This is a genomic window from Streptomyces sp. NPDC042201, assembly GCF_055582185.1.
The window spans coordinates 224,688-237,872 of the sequence record NZ_JBVJDS010000003.1 but is presented as its reverse complement, the minus strand read 5'-3'; the positions used below and the strand labels follow the sequence as shown (position 1 = coordinate 237,872).

Genomic DNA, 13,185 nt, shown 5'->3' with positions numbered 1-13,185 from the left:
CCCGCCGGTGTGAGCGGCAGGTCATGGGCCGGGGCTCAGAGGCGCGGGTCCACCGGTTCCGACTCCAGGGCCAGGACCGCGAAGACCGCTTCATGCACCCGCCACAGCGGTTCGCCGTCCGCCAGCCGGTCCAGGGCCTCCAGGCCGAGGGCGTACTCCCGCAGCGCCAAGGACCGCTTGTGGCCCAGGAATCGGTTGCGCAGCCGTCGCAGATTCTCGGGGCGGGTGTACTCGGGGCCGTAGATGATCCGCAGATACTCGCGGCCGCGCACCTTGATGCCCGGCTGTACGAGCCGGCCCTTCTCGTCCCGGACCAGCGCCTGGAGCGGCTTGACGACCATGCCCTCGCCGCCCCTCTCCGTCATCTCCAGCCACCAGTCGACACCGCGGCGGACCGATTCGTCGTCGGCCGTGTCGACGACGAGCCGCCGGGTGACCTGGAGCAGACCGGTCGGGTCGTGCTCGGCCAGCCGGTCCAGCCAGGCCAGCTGCTGGTCGTGCGGGACTCCGGCGAGGCTGCGCCGCTGGCCGGCCAGCAGCTGGAAGGGCGCGAGGCGCACTCCGGCCAGGCCGTCCGTGGCCCAGCAGTAACGGCGGTACGCCTCGGTGAACGCGGCCGCGTCGGCGGCGCGTTCGTGCTGCCGGCCGAGGAGCCCGGCACTCTCGACGCCCCGGGACGCGGCGGCTTCGAGGGCCTTGGTCACCGCGGGGAACACGGCGCCCGCTGCGGCTCCCACCGCGGCGTACTGGGTGCGCAGCAGGCCGGTGGCCTTGAGCGACCAGGGCATCAGCTCGGCGTCCAGCAGCAGCCAGTCGGTGTCGAGTTCCTGCCAGAGCCCGGCGGCGGTGACGGCGGTACGCAGCCGCCCGAGGATCTCCTCGGTGACCGCGGGGTCGTCGAAGAAGGGCCGGCCGGTACGGGTGTGCAGCGCGCCGGTCGGTCCGTCCACGCCGAAGCGTTCCCGCGCCGCGTCCGCGTCCCGGCAGACCAGCACCACCGCGCGCGAGCCCATGTGCTTCTCCTCGCACACGACCTTCGCGACGCCGTCCGCGCGGTACTGGGCGAACGCCTCGGCCGGGTGCTCCAAGTAGCCGTCGGCGTCCGAGGTCGCGGTGGGCGCCATGGTGGGCGGGAGGTAGGCGAGCAGCCGCGGGTCGACCGCGAAGCGGCTCATGACCTCCAGGGCCGCCGCCGCGTTCTCCTCGCGCACCGCGAGACGCGCCATGTGGCGGGTCTCCACGATCCGCTTGCCCTGCACATCGGCGAGGTCCAGCGGACGGCCTTCCCGGCCGCCGGGTGCCTCGGTGGCCAGCGGCCTGGCCGGCTCGTACCAGACCCGCTCGGCCGGTACGTCGACGAGTTCACGCTCCGGCCAGCGCAGCGCGGTCATCTTGCCGCCGAAGACCGCTCCCGTGTCCAGGCAGATGGTGTTGTTGATCCAGGAGGTGTTCGGTACGGGTGTGTGGCCGTACACCACAGCAGCCTGGCCGCGGTACTCCTCGGCCCACGGATAGCGCACGGGCAGACCGAACTCATCGGTCTCTCCTGTGGTGTCGCCATACAGGGCATGCGCGCGGACCCGGCCGGAGGTACGGCCGTGGTACTTCTCGGGCAGACCGGCGTGACAGACGACCAGCTTGCCGCCGTCCAGGACGTAGTGGCTGACCAGACCGTCGATGAACTCCCCTACCCGCGCCCGGAATCCGTCGTCCTCCTTCTCCAGCTGCTCGATGGTCTCGGCGAGTCCGTGCGTGTGCTGGACCTTTTTGCCCTTGAGCCAGCGGCCGAGCTTGTTCTCGTGGTTTCCCGGTACGCACAGGGCGTTGCCGGACGCGACCATGCTCATCACCAGGCGCAGCACACCCGGGCTGTCGGGGCCGCGGTCGACCAGGTCGCCGACGAAGACGGCGGTACGCCCCTCGGGGTGGACGCCGTCGGCGTAGCCGAGCGTGGCGAGCAGGGTCTCCAGCTCGGAGCGGCAGCCGTGGATGTCACCGATGATGTCGAACGGTCCGGTGAGGTGGGTGAGGTCGTTGTAGCGGCGTTCGAGAACGACCTCGGCGTCCTCCACCTCGGCCTCGCTGCGCAGGATGTGCACCTTGCGGAAGCCCTCGCGCTCCAGGCCGCGCAGGGAGCGGCGCAGTTCGCCGCGGTGCCGCTTGATCACGTGGCGGGGCATGCCGGCCCGGTCGGGGCGGCCGGCGTTGCGCGCGGCACACACCTCTTCGGGCAGGTCGAGGACGATCGCGACGGGCAGCACGTCGTACTGGCGGGCGAGCCGCACGAGCTGCCTGCGGCTCTCGGCCTGCACGCTGGTGGCGTCCACGACGGTGAGCCGGCCGGCGGCGAGCCGCTTGCCCACGATGTAATGGAGTACGTCGAAGGCGTCGCCGCTCGCGCTCTGGTCGTTCTCGTCGTCGGCGACCAGGCCGCGGCAGAAGTCCGAGGAGATGATCTCGGTGGGCTTGAACCGGCTCCTGGCGAAGGTGGACTTGCCGGAGCCGGAGGCGCCGATCAGCACCACGAGGGAGAGGTCGGGCACCGGGAGGGTGCGCCGGTTGCCGACGGCGCCGGTGTTGGTGGTCGCGGTGCGGGTGATGGTGGTCGCGCTGCGGTCTGCGGTGCCGGTGCGGTCTGCGGCGCCGGCCCGTTCGGCGGTGGTCGCGGTACGGGTCTCGTCGTTGCCGGTCATGCGGTCTTTCCCTCCTTCGTGGTGTTGTCGGTGAAGACGGCCATCTGGGTCGGCGGGCCCACCTCGGGGTCGTCCGGTCCCACAGGGACATACGCGACCCCGTAGCCGTGGCGCACTCCCACCCGCTCCGCCCAGGCGCGGAACTCCTCGCGGGTCCACTCGAAGCGGTGGTCGCCGTGGCGCACATGCCCGGCGGGCAGCGTCTCCCAGCGCACGTTGTACTCGACATTCGGTGTGGTCACGATGACGGTCCTGGGCCGCGCCGTGCCGAACACCGCGTACTCCAGGGCGGGCAGGCGTGGCAGGTCGAGATGTTCGACGACCTCGCTCAGCACGGCGGCGTCGTACCCCTTGAGCCGCTTGTCGGTGTAGGTGAGGGCTCCCTGCGTCAAGGTGACACGGGCGGCCTGGCGTTCGCTCATCCGGTCCAGCTTGAGCCGGCGCGAGGCGATCGTCAGGGCCCGTACCGACACATCCACGCCCACGATGTGGGTGAAGCGCACATCCTTCAGCAGCGCCTGTACCAGCTGCCCCTGCCCGCAGCCCAGGTCGAGCACGGTGCTCGCGCCCGCGTCCCGCAGGGCCCTGAGGATCGCCTCGCGCCGCTGGTCTGCGAGCGAGGGCTCCTTCTTCGGGCTCTCGTCGGACTCGGCGGGGATCTCCTCGACGGCGTTGTCGATCGCCTCGACCTCGATGTCGTCGGCCTCGGCGAGCCGCACCAGTTCGAGCCGCTCCATGGCCTGCCGGGTCAGGCTCCAGCGGCGGGCCAGATAGCGGCTGGTGATCAGCTTCTGTTCGGGATGCTCGGCAAGCCAGCCCTCACCCGCCCGCAGCAGCTTGTCCACCTCGTCGGGCGCGACCCAGTAGTGCTTGGCGTCGTCGAGCACCGGCAGCAGGACGTACAGCTGACGCAGCGCGTCGGCGAGCCGCAGCTCGCCCTCCAGGACGAGCTGCACATAGCGCGAGTCACCCCACTGCGGGAACTGCTCGTCCAGCGCCACGGGCTGTGCGTCCACGGACGTCCAGCCCAGTGGCCCGAAGAGCTTGCCGACCAGCTCGGCGCCGCCGCGCGCGGGCACGGCGGGCACCTCGATCCGCAGCGGCAGCGGGCTCTCGGCGCGCTCGGGCAGCGCCGCGCAGACACCGCGCAGCGCGCTCTTGAAGACCGTGCTCAGCGCCACCGCGAGCAGCGAGGAGGCAGCGTAGGGGCGGTCGTTGACGTACTGCGCGAGCGCCGCGTCGGGGGCGCCGCCCCGGCCCTTCCCCTTGCCCCGCCGGACCAGGGCCACCGGATCGACCTCCAGCAGCAACGCGGCCGTGCAGCGCTCGACGGACGCCTCGGGGTAGAGCACATGGGCGGTGCCATGGGACGTGGAGAACGTCTGGGCCCGGTCGGGATGCTTGTGCAGCAGATATCCGAGGTCGGTCGCGGGACGCTCTGGGGTGCCGGTCGTACTGATCGTCAAGAACACCCGCCCGAGTATTGCCCGCCGGTCCCGCCACGACGAGCGGTTTTCATCAGGCCCGCTTCTCCGCGTTCCGGGTTCAGCTCAGGGGGAGTTCGAAGAGCACACAGGACAGCCGCTCGGCCACGCCCGGCGCAGGACCCGGTAAGGGCCGCAGGGCCGACCGAGGCGGTCGGCGCCGCCCGTCCGCTGAACGCGCTGCTCCTGCTCGGCGGGCGGGTGAGGCACGATCTTCGCAGGAGCGTCACAGGGGATCCGCACGACCTCCCGCGGAGGTCGCTACGTTGTTCGCGCTCGATCCCGAGTGCGAAATCCGACAGGTCGTCGGCTTCCCAGCGGCGCAGTCAGCACAGAAAGATCGCGGATGGACTACTGCTCGACATGCCGGCGGATTCTCAACGGGGTTTTCGTATGCCCCGGTTGTGGTGCCTACGCCCCCGACATCGCACCCGACGGCTCACCTGCCCACCACACTCCGTCGATGGTCGCGTCGATGTCGGAGATATCGTATAGGCGCGAGTTCGACTCGTTCCCAGAATTCCCGGAGCCGGAGGCCGAAGCGCCGATCGGTCCCGCCACTCCCTCGGCGACGGGCCGCGCCGCCCGTCGGCGCCGACTGGCGGACTGGAAGAAGCAGCGGCGCCGGGCCGTGGTCGCGTCGACCGTCGCGCTCGTCGGCGGCGGTCTCACCCTCGCCTTCATGCCGTCCTCGCGGCCCTCCGTCAGCGAGGCTCAGGCGTCCCCGACGCCGGACCCGTCGACGGCCCCGGCCTCGCCGTCGGCGGACAGCGCCGACACCGGCCCGGAGACCGAGCGTCCCCGTTCCCGCGATCCCCGGACCTCCGGCAGCGGCACACGCCCGTCCGAGGCCGCCAACGCTCCGGGGAGCGCCACCGCGACCACCCCCGTGGACGCCCCCGCGCAGCGGAATACCTCGCCGCAGACCAGCAGGGGCGGCGCACGTCCCACCGCGGAGGCACAGCCGCAGTCGCCCATCGCCCCCGCCGCGCCCGACAACGCAGCCACCGCCGAAGAGCCGCCCCCTCAGTCGAACGAGCCCACTTCACCCACGCAGCCACCCCCGCCGCCGCCCCCGACCGCGGAGGAGCCGGAGAAGGACTCGTCGGGAATCTGCGTGCTTGTCGTCTGCGTCGGCCTCGACCTCGGCAACTGAGCCAACGGGCCCGGCTGTTCAGGCAGGAGGGAGGAGGTCTCCCCGTTCGACGGGCCGCGTCGCGGCGCTCGGGGTGCTGACGCTGCGCGCCCGTTCTCTCTTCGCAATGTGACGCGGGTCACATCAGCCTCGTGTCACGGACGGAAGGACAGCTTGCGTCTGGTGGTCGTCCGCACGGCGGGAACGACCGACACGAAAGAGGCAGCTGAGCGATGAACGCGACAGCAGCGCAACAGCACGAGGTCATGGTCCTGGGCGCCGGTTACGCCGGCCTCTCCGCAGCGATCCAGCTCGCGGCCCGCACCAGGAAGCGCGGTGACCTGCGAGTGACGCTGGTCAACCCGTACGACACCTTCACCGAGCGGCTCCGACTGCACATGACCGCCACCGGCCAGGAGACGGCCGAGTTGAACATCCCGGAGCTGTTGGACGGTACCGGGGCCGGCTTCGTCCGCGGCTGGGTCACCGCCGTCGACACCGAGGCGAAGACCGTCCGGATCGACGACGACCGGGTCCTGCGCTACGACACCTTGGTCTACGGCCTGGGCAGCGTCGCGGACACCGTCGCCGTTCCCGGCGTGGACGACCACGCCTTCACCCTCAACAGCCCGGAGGACGCCGCCATCCTTGCCGGCCGGCTGACCCGGCTCGACGGTGGGACCGTCGTGGTCGGCGGCAGCGGCCTCACCGGTGTCGAGGCCGCCGCGGAGATCGCCGAGCGGCACCCAGAGCTCCAGGTCGTGCTGGTGGGCCGGGCGGAGCCGGGCACGAGCATGCACCCCAAGGCCAAAGCCCACCTGGACGCGGCGCTCGCCCGGCTCGGCGTGCGGGTACGCAGCGGCGTCGAGGTGGTCAAGGTGTTGCCGGACAGCGTCGAGCTCGCGGACGGCTCCAGCATCCCGGCGGCCGCGGTGCTGTGGACCTGCGGCACCCGTGTCTCGCCGCTGGCTGCCGCCGCGGGCCTGACCGTCGACGGGCGCGGCCGGGTGGTCACCGACCGCGCGCTGCGCTCGGTCTCCCACCCGGATGTCTACGCCGTGGGCGACGCGGCGGCGATCCGTCAGGGCTACGGCGTGATGCACGGGACCTGCCAGGCCGGCATGCCCACCGGCGTGCACGCGGCTCTCTCAATCCTGCGGGTGCTGGCCGGCAAGGAGCCCAAGCCCTTCCGCTTCGGCTACTACCACACGCCCGTCAGCCTGGGCCGCAACGACGCCGTCGTGCAGTTCACCCACCCCGACGACAGCCCACGCCGGATCGTGCTGACCAGCAAGCGGGCCGCGAAGTACAAGGAGACGGTCAGCGCCGCACCGTGGCCGACGTTCGCCCGCATGAAGAAGATGCCCGCCTCGGGCGCCCTCTGGCCGCACGGCGGCCGGTACACCCGGCTCAGGAGCGCCAAGTGACCGCGCCGCGGCAGGCCGGCCCCGACCAGCTCGCCTTCCAGCGGTACCGCACCCTGCTCTTCTCCGTCGTCTACCGCATCCTCGGTTCCGCCGCCGATGCCGAGGACGTGGTCCAGGACGCGTGGCTCAAGTGGTCGGCGGCCGACCGTTCCCAGGTCGCCGACCCCAAGGCCTACCTGACGCGGATCGTGTCCAACCTGTCGATGGAGCGGCTCCGTTCGACCCGCCACCAGCGCGAGACCTACGTCGGGCCCTGGCTGCCCGAGCCGATCCTCACCGGCCCGGACACCGCCGACGGCGTCGCCACGGCAGACTCGGTCTCCATGGCCCTGTTGGTCGTCCTGGAGACGCTGAGCCCGCTGGAGCGCGCGGTCTTCGTGTTGAAGCAGGTCTTCGCCTTCAGCTACGCGGAGATCGCGGACGCGGTGGAACGCTCGGAGCCGGCGGTCCGGCAGGCCGCGCACCGCGCCCGCGAGCACGTCCGGGCCCGTCGGCCCCGTTTCACCGCGGACCGCGCCCGCCAACGCGACGTCACCGAGCGTTTCTTCGCGGCGGCGACGGGCGGCGACATCAACACCCTCATGGAGCTGCTCTCCCCGGACGTGACGCTGTGGACCGATGGTGGCGGCAAGGTCCGCCAAGCCCTCAAGCCGGTCGTCGGCCTGGAGACCGTGGCCCGTTGGTTCGCCGCGCTCGGCACCGTGACCTATCAGGGCATCGAGCCCGGGCAGATGCGGGCAGAGCTCACCTGGATAAACGGCGGACCGGGCCTGGTCTTCCGCGGGCCGGAACGCGTGATCGCCACGCTGACCTTCGACTTCGACCCGGAAGGCCGCATCTCGACCATCCACAACGTGGCCAACCCCGACAAGCTTCGCGCCGTCGCCGACGGCACTCGGCACGAACTCTCCTGAGCCGCCCGATCGACATCGACGCCCGCCGCAACCCCCGTGACCGCCCAGGCCCGTTGCCCCAGCACGGGCCGGCCCCAGGCGGAAGCGGATGCGGCAGGCCGGCCGGGGGCCACCAGACCGAGCACCGGGTCAGGCTGCGGGCGCAGATCGCGCTCCGGGCGGCTCGGAGCAGGTCCCACGCACGTATCGCCGTTGAGGTGGGAGTGCACATGGATATCCGAGATCGGTCGCGGGACGCTCTGGGGTGCCGGTCGTACTGATCGTCAAGAACACCCGCCCGAGTATCGCCCGCCGGCACCGCCGCCCGCTTCTCCGCGTTCCGGGGTCAGCTCAGGGGGAGTTCCGCGAGCATCACGGCGTAGACCGGGGAGTCCGGGAAGGGCCGGCGCACACCGACCTTGCGGAAGCCCCAGGACTCGTACAGGGCCTGGACCCGAGGATGTTCGGGGTCCACCAGGAGCACTGCGAGGTCTTCCTCCCTGTCCTCGAAGAGCGCACGGGACAGCCGCTCGGCCACGCCCTTCTTGCGCCACTTCGGGCTGACGGCCAGCTCGGAGTAGGAGAACGTGCGGTCCTTCTCCGGAGCGGGGTCAAGGTGTTCGCGCCACCATTCGCGCCGAGGGGTGGCCGGAGCCCCGTACGCGAAGCCCACGGCCTCCTCACCGTCGAAGGCGATCACGCAGGAGAAGCCGGGGTTACCGCCCCAGTGGTCCACGAACCAGGGGAACCGCTGGTCGAACTCGTCGGTGCTGTCGGCGTACGCATCGGCGTGCACGTCCAAGATGATCTGTCGGATCTGGGGCAGATCGTCGTGAACGTAGTGACGGACGTCGAGGTCCCCGGCGATCGTCATTCGCGGCTCCATTCGAGTCGGTAACGGTCCCCCCACTCTCGCGCAACGGCCGCGTCCGGCGCCAGAGTGATCAAGTCGCGGTAGAAGTCCCCGAGTAGGGATCGCATCCTGCCGGGAAGGGGGTTCCCCGTCATCAGGTCGAAGACCTTGTCTGCCGTACTACATGCCTGCTCGATGTCGCGCTGGTGGAGCTGGGCCAGGGCGAGTTGTGCGGTGGCCAGGGCTCGATTACGGCGGAACTGTTCGGGGATCTGCGACAGGGCCTTGTGCGACGCGGCCTCGGACTCCACCGGGTCACCGACATCGTCCCGGACGATCGCAGTCATGGCGCTCAGCTCAGCCGGCCCGTAGAAGGCAATCCAGCTCGGGCGGGGCTCGTCGGGCGTCGCCTTGCCCAGAGCCTCCTGGGCGTACCCCAGGGACCGCAGGGCGGCCTGTTTGTCGCCGAGGTTCGAGTGGCCGATGGCCGCGCGGGCGTGCGCCAGCGAGGCGAACATCGGATCGCGGCGGGTGATGCTGGTCGCCTGCGCCGCGTAGGCCGCGTCTACCGCCCGGGGGAAGTCCTGCCGCTGCCGCGCAAGGATCGCGTACATGTTCCAGACGTCAAAGAGCGCCACGGGGTCCTGGGCCATGCCCGCCAGGTAGAGCGACTTCTCCAAGTGAACCTGGGCACGATCGAACTGGCGGGCGTCGAGTGCGGACCATGCGGCGGTCCCGGTGTAGTCGGCCGCCACGGCGAACAAGCGCTGCCGGATGCGCTGGGAGGTCGCCCGCCTCTGCATGTCGAGCGTCTGCTCTGCACCGTTCAGCGCCAGGCACTCCAGCTCCCCGTGGCCGCCCCGGCTCTGATCGAGGCTCACGAGTTCGTCCAACCCCCTGCGGAGCCGGATCACGTCGGTGGTACCGACCATGGTCGGTCTGGGCGCGACGAGTGGCACGACGACGGCGGCGGTTCCCGCAGCGGCGGTGACGAAGTTGCGGCGCCTCACGGGCTGCTCCGGATCGGTGGAGGGGCTGCGTCTGCCCGCCGGTGGACTGAAGCCCAGCTCATCGGCGGTTCGTCCGAATACTGCCTCTAACGCGTCCCGCTGACGAGGGTGCGGCCAGCGGCTTTTCCCGGTCGTCCAGTTGCGGACCGTCCGGTCGCTCACCGTTCCCTCGTGGCCGAGTGACCGCAGATGAGCGTTCACCGCGTCGGCCAACTCGGCCTGGGTGTAACCGCACTCCTGCATGGCCCTGTTGAGGCTCTCGTTCCCCTCCACCTACCCACCGTAGCCACTCACTCCCCATGAGTAGGCGAGACAACGAGAAATTTCCGGTTGGCCGCCATACACAGCCCCGGGACTTTTCCTCACGCTCCGTGGCGAGCCGTCGTTGACTGAGGACAAGGCCGCCGTACACCCACGCAACACACACCCACTGAGGTCCTGATGACTGTGACCGCTACCCCGCGCCCCACGGGGCACCCCGGCTACTCCGAGACTCTCCCGCGCGAGCCGCAAAGCGCGGCCGTCGCCCGCGGGCTCGTCCGTACCGCCCTCTCCGCCTGGGGCTTGGAGGAACTGATCGAGGACGCGACGCTCGTCATGACCGAGCTGGTCTCCAACGCCGCCGAACACTCCGAGTCGCATTCGATCAGAGTCATCGTGGCCCGGCCCACCGAGAGGTTCGTCCGGCTCGGCGTCGTGGACCGGTCTCACACCATCCCGATGATGCGGACGGACTCCAACGGCGATCAGATCCGGGGCCGTGGACTCCTCCTGGTCGAGGCACTCACCGACCGCTGGGGCACCGACCTGTACCGCTGGGGCAAGCAGGTCTGGGGCGAGATCAAGAGCGGTGACGCCTCGTGAAGAACGGAAAGGCGTGGGTGGGCGACCAGATCCGTGACGAGGACAGCGAGCGGGAGGGAATCGTCACGGACGTCCGGCGCGGCACCGTCTACATCCTCCGCCCCCTGTACGGCCCGGGGCAGTGGGAGAACAGGAACGTTGACCGCCTGACGGTGACCGTGCCCCTCAGCGACCGGGACTGGTTCTAGGGCGTGTTGTGAAAGTCCCGCCTGGCTCGCGACGCCCGGCGCGCACGCTCGCCGCGTTGTCGGAGTCGTCCAAGTACGTCCAGTACGAGGACGATCCTCCGCCTTGCGATCACACGCACCGGACGCCGCGAGCCCCGCCCTGCGGGCGGACGGCGCTACTTTCGCAACACGCCCTAGGCCGTGTGTCGCAGTCGGCCGCCGATGCCGCCGGGCGCACCAGCACGCTGCCGGGAGGTCGGCGACGCGCACACGGCCGCGCACCGGGTGCTTGGCCGCAGTGCTGACCGTGGCCCGCTGACGACTGGTCCAGATCAGGTGAGACCTTGTCAGGCCGCCGTCCGATAGGTAGGACTGTCCGTGTGGCTGATCAACGGAACTTCGCGCGTACCGTCATGGCGTTCTCCTCGATCGTGGTCGCCGGCTGCGCGGTGGCAGTGACGATCAAGGCGATGAGCACCGGCATCGAGGTTAAACCGCCGAGGGTGATGGACCAAGCAGCGTTGGAGCAGCAGGTGATCAGCGACATCCGAGGCCGACCGGAGCCCACTGATGGCCGGCTGTCCTGCCCCGCTTCCGTCGTGGTCGAGGTGGGCAACAAGTTCGAGTGTCGGTTCCGGGACGGCGATAACTCGAAGTTCGTGGAGGTCAAGGTCGTCAGCGACCAGGGCGAAGTCTCAGCGCGATTCATCGGCTAGCGGACGTGCTCGTTCTGGGGGGCGGCGCGGCCATGAGTGTCCGGCCCGTCACGACGAGCGGGTTTCGTCACGGGCTGGACATCGTCAGCGCGGTGAGTTCGGCGATGGCGGCCGGGGTGACTCGGCAGCAGCCGCCGACCAGGCGTGCTCCTGCCGTCTGCCAGGCTTGGACTCTGGACGGGTCGAAGGTGGCGTCCCCGTGCCAGCGACGTGCCGCCGCGTCCCATTGCTCGCCGCTGTTCGGGTAGACGACGACCGGCTTGCCCGTCGCCGTCGCGGCGATCTCGACGGCCCGGTCCGTGTCCGCCGGGTCGCAGCAGTTGATCCCCACGGCGATCACCTGGTCCTCGTCCGCCGCCAGGGCGAAGGCGTCGACGAGCGGTTGTCCGGCGCGGGTGCGCTCTCCCGCGATGGAGTACGAGAGCCAGACCGGCACCCCGCAGCCGGCGGCCGCCCGCAGCAGCGCCTCCGCCTCGTCGGTGTCCGGCACGGTCTCCAGCGCGAGCACATCGGGACCGGCCGCGGCGAGGGTCTCGATCCTCGGCCGGTGGAACCGTTCCAGCTCGGCCACCGACCGTCCGTACCGGCCGCGGTACTCGCTGCCGTCCGCGAGCATCGCGCCGTACGGGCCGACCGAGGCGGCCACCCAGACCTCACGCTCCCCCGCCTCACCCGCGCGGCGTGCCAGCTCCACGCTGCGGGCCAGCAGGGCCGACGCCTCGTCGCGTGGCACACCCCGGCGCGCGAAGCCCTCGTATGTCGCCTGATAGCTGGAGGTGATGAGGACCTGCGCGCCCGCCCGTACATACGCGGCGTGGGCCGCCTCGATCTGCTGGGGACCGTCGACGAGGAGCCGCGCCGACCAGAGGGCGTCGGACAGATCGCAGCCCTGTGCCTTCAGCTGATTGGACAGACCTCCGTCGAGAACGACGGTTCCCCCGTCGAGGGCGGCGGCGAGTGTGCGGGCGGGCTTCACTGTCCGGTCTCAGTTCAGCTGGGACTGGACCTGGGCGGAGATCAGCTCCAGATGGTCGAGATCGTCCAGGTCCATGACCTGGAGGTAGATCCGTGAGGAGCCGACCGCGCCGTACCGTCCGATCTTGTCGACCACCTCGGCGGGCGTGCCCGCGAGCCCGTTCTCCTTCAGCTCCTCCACCTCCCGTCCCAGCGCGTCGGCCCGGCGGGCCACCTCCGCGTCGTCCTTGCCCACGCAGACGATCAGCGCGTTCGAGTACACGAGATCGTCCGCCTTGCGCCCGGCCTTCTCGGCGGCGGCCCGCACCCGGCCGAACTGCTGCTCGGTGTCCTCGATCGAGGCGAACGGCATATTGAACTCATCGGCGTACTGAGCGGTGAGCCGCGGGGTGCGTGTCGCGCCGTGCCCGCCGATCAGGATCGGCACCTTGCTCTGCGCGGGCTTGGGCAGCGCGGGCGAGTCGGTCAGCTGGTAGTACGTGCCGTCGTAGGAGAAGGTCCCGCCGGCCTCCGTGCCCCACAGACCGGTCACGATGGCCAGCTGCTCCTCGAAGCGGGCGAACTTCTCCTTGGGGAACGGAATGCCGTACGCCGTGTGCTCCTCCTCGAACCAGCCCGCACCCAGGCCCAGTTCGATCCGGCCGCCGGACATCTGGTCCACCTGGGCGACCTGGATGGCCAGCACCCCCGGCAGCCGGAACGTACCGGCGGTCATCAGGGTGCCGAGCCGGATCCGCTTGGTCTCGCGCGCGAGACCGGCCAGGGTGATCCAGGCGTCGGTCGGCCCGGGGAGCCCGTCGGCCGCTCCCATGCGCAGATAGTGGTCCGAGCGGAAGAAGGCGTCGAAGCCCAGGTCCTCGGTGGCCTTGGCCACGGTCAGCAGCGTCTCGTAGCTCGCCCCTTGCTGGGGCTCGGTGAAGATTCGAAGATCCATGCATCCATCCTGCACCTTCGCGAGGCCGTCGCCC

Annotated in this window: 12 protein-coding genes; 6 read left to right on the top strand and 6 right to left on the bottom strand. The window is 70.6% G+C overall.

The window, feature by feature from the left end; genetic code table 11:
* Nucleotides 1-35: 35 nt before the first annotated feature.
* Entirely contained in the window at nucleotides 36-2,693 is a 2,658-nt protein-coding gene (locus tag ACZ6MZ_RS08570) for a polynucleotide kinase-phosphatase (protein ID WP_469350596.1), read from the bottom strand.
* Nucleotides 2,690-4,165 (bottom strand): 3' terminal RNA ribose 2'-O-methyltransferase Hen1, encoded by a 1,476-nt coding sequence (locus tag ACZ6MZ_RS08565; protein ID WP_469350594.1) that lies wholly within the window; start codon nucleotides 4,163-4,165, stop codon nucleotides 2,690-2,692. The genes ACZ6MZ_RS08570 and ACZ6MZ_RS08565 overlap by 4 nt, the downstream gene beginning before the upstream one ends.
* 358 nt (nucleotides 4,166-4,523) lie before the next feature.
* On the opposite strand from ACZ6MZ_RS08565, the gene ACZ6MZ_RS08560 reads away from it, so the two are divergent.
* The 3 genes from ACZ6MZ_RS08560 (at nucleotide 4,524) to ACZ6MZ_RS08550 (ending at nucleotide 7,653) form a co-directional block, all read left to right on the top strand.
* Entirely contained in the window at nucleotides 4,524-5,333 is an 810-nt protein-coding gene (locus ACZ6MZ_RS08560) for an SCO2400 family protein (protein WP_469350592.1), read from the top strand.
* 212 nt (nucleotides 5,334-5,545) lie between these two features.
* On the top strand, nucleotides 5,546-6,739 hold the full coding sequence (locus ACZ6MZ_RS08555; protein WP_469350590.1) for an NAD(P)/FAD-dependent oxidoreductase: 1,194 nt from the start codon (nucleotides 5,546-5,548) through the stop codon (nucleotides 6,737-6,739).
* Nucleotides 6,736-7,653, top strand: coding sequence for an RNA polymerase sigma-70 factor (locus ACZ6MZ_RS08550; RefSeq protein ID WP_469350588.1), 918 nt, complete (start codon nucleotides 6,736-6,738; stop codon nucleotides 7,651-7,653). The genes ACZ6MZ_RS08555 and ACZ6MZ_RS08550 overlap by 4 nt, the downstream gene beginning before the upstream one ends.
* 325 nt (nucleotides 7,654-7,978) lie before the next feature.
* On the opposite strand, the gene ACZ6MZ_RS08545 is transcribed toward ACZ6MZ_RS08550, so the two are convergent.
* Together ACZ6MZ_RS08545 and ACZ6MZ_RS08540 are read right to left on the bottom strand one after the other, a co-directional pair.
* Nucleotides 7,979-8,506: a GNAT family N-acetyltransferase gene (locus ACZ6MZ_RS08545; protein WP_469350587.1), complete on the bottom strand. Its 528-nt coding sequence runs from the start codon at nucleotides 8,504-8,506 to the stop codon at nucleotides 7,979-7,981.
* Nucleotides 8,503-9,768 carry an XRE family transcriptional regulator gene (locus ACZ6MZ_RS08540; RefSeq protein WP_469350586.1) on the bottom strand — a complete coding sequence of 422 codons (1,266 nt, stop codon included), beginning with the start codon at nucleotides 9,766-9,768 and terminating at the stop codon, nucleotides 8,503-8,505. The genes ACZ6MZ_RS08545 and ACZ6MZ_RS08540 overlap by 4 nt, the downstream gene beginning before the upstream one ends.
* A gap of 168 nt (nucleotides 9,769-9,936) precedes the next feature.
* Between ACZ6MZ_RS08540 and ACZ6MZ_RS08535 the strand changes: the two genes are divergently transcribed.
* From ACZ6MZ_RS08535 to ACZ6MZ_RS08525, 3 genes are all read left to right on the top strand, one after another.
* Nucleotides 9,937-10,359, top strand: a complete 423-nt coding sequence (locus tag ACZ6MZ_RS08535) for an ATP-binding protein (protein WP_469350584.1) — start codon at nucleotides 9,937-9,939, stop codon at nucleotides 10,357-10,359.
* Nucleotides 10,356-10,547: a hypothetical protein gene (locus ACZ6MZ_RS08530; RefSeq protein ID WP_469350582.1), complete on the top strand. Its 192-nt coding sequence runs from the start codon at nucleotides 10,356-10,358 to the stop codon at nucleotides 10,545-10,547. Before ACZ6MZ_RS08535 ends, ACZ6MZ_RS08530 begins: the two co-directional genes overlap by 4 nt.
* Before the next feature lie 359 nt (nucleotides 10,548-10,906).
* On the top strand, nucleotides 10,907-11,242 hold the full coding sequence (locus tag ACZ6MZ_RS08525; RefSeq protein WP_389792022.1) for a DUF4333 domain-containing protein: 336 nt from the start codon (nucleotides 10,907-10,909) through the stop codon (nucleotides 11,240-11,242).
* Nucleotides 11,243-11,309: 67 nt separating this feature from the next.
* Here ACZ6MZ_RS08525 and mmuM read toward each other — a convergent pair whose 3' ends face one another.
* Entirely contained in the window at nucleotides 11,310-12,218 is a 909-nt protein-coding gene (mmuM, locus tag ACZ6MZ_RS08520; RefSeq protein ID WP_469350581.1) for a homocysteine S-methyltransferase, read from the bottom strand.
* 9 nt (nucleotides 12,219-12,227) lie between these two features.
* The gene (locus ACZ6MZ_RS08515; protein WP_389792018.1) at nucleotides 12,228-13,151 is read right to left on the bottom strand and encodes an LLM class F420-dependent oxidoreductase; all 924 of its coding nucleotides are present in this window, start codon (nucleotides 13,149-13,151) and stop codon (nucleotides 12,228-12,230) included.
* Between the last annotated feature and the right edge of the window lie 34 nt (nucleotides 13,152-13,185).

What these genes read in the sequence shown, in the direction of transcription:
- ACZ6MZ_RS08570 (WP_469350596.1), bottom strand. Translation starts at nt 2,693, where the DNA reads ATGACCGGCAACGACGAGACCCGTACCGCGACCACCGCCGAACGGGCC.
- ACZ6MZ_RS08560 (WP_469350592.1), top strand. Translation starts at nt 4,524, where the DNA reads ATGGACTACTGCTCGACATGCCGGCGGATTCTCAACGGGGTTTTCGTA.
- ACZ6MZ_RS08555 (WP_469350590.1), top strand. Translation starts at nt 5,546, where the DNA reads ATGAACGCGACAGCAGCGCAACAGCACGAGGTCATGGTCCTGGGCGCC.
- ACZ6MZ_RS08545 (WP_469350587.1), bottom strand. Translation starts at nt 8,506, where the DNA reads ATGACGATCGCCGGGGACCTCGACGTCCGTCACTACGTTCACGACGAT.
- ACZ6MZ_RS08535 (WP_469350584.1), top strand. Translation starts at nt 9,937, where the DNA reads ATGACTGTGACCGCTACCCCGCGCCCCACGGGGCACCCCGGCTACTCC.
- ACZ6MZ_RS08515 (WP_389792018.1), bottom strand. Translation starts at nt 13,151, where the DNA reads ATGGATCTTCGAATCTTCACCGAGCCCCAGCAAGGGGCGAGCTACGAG.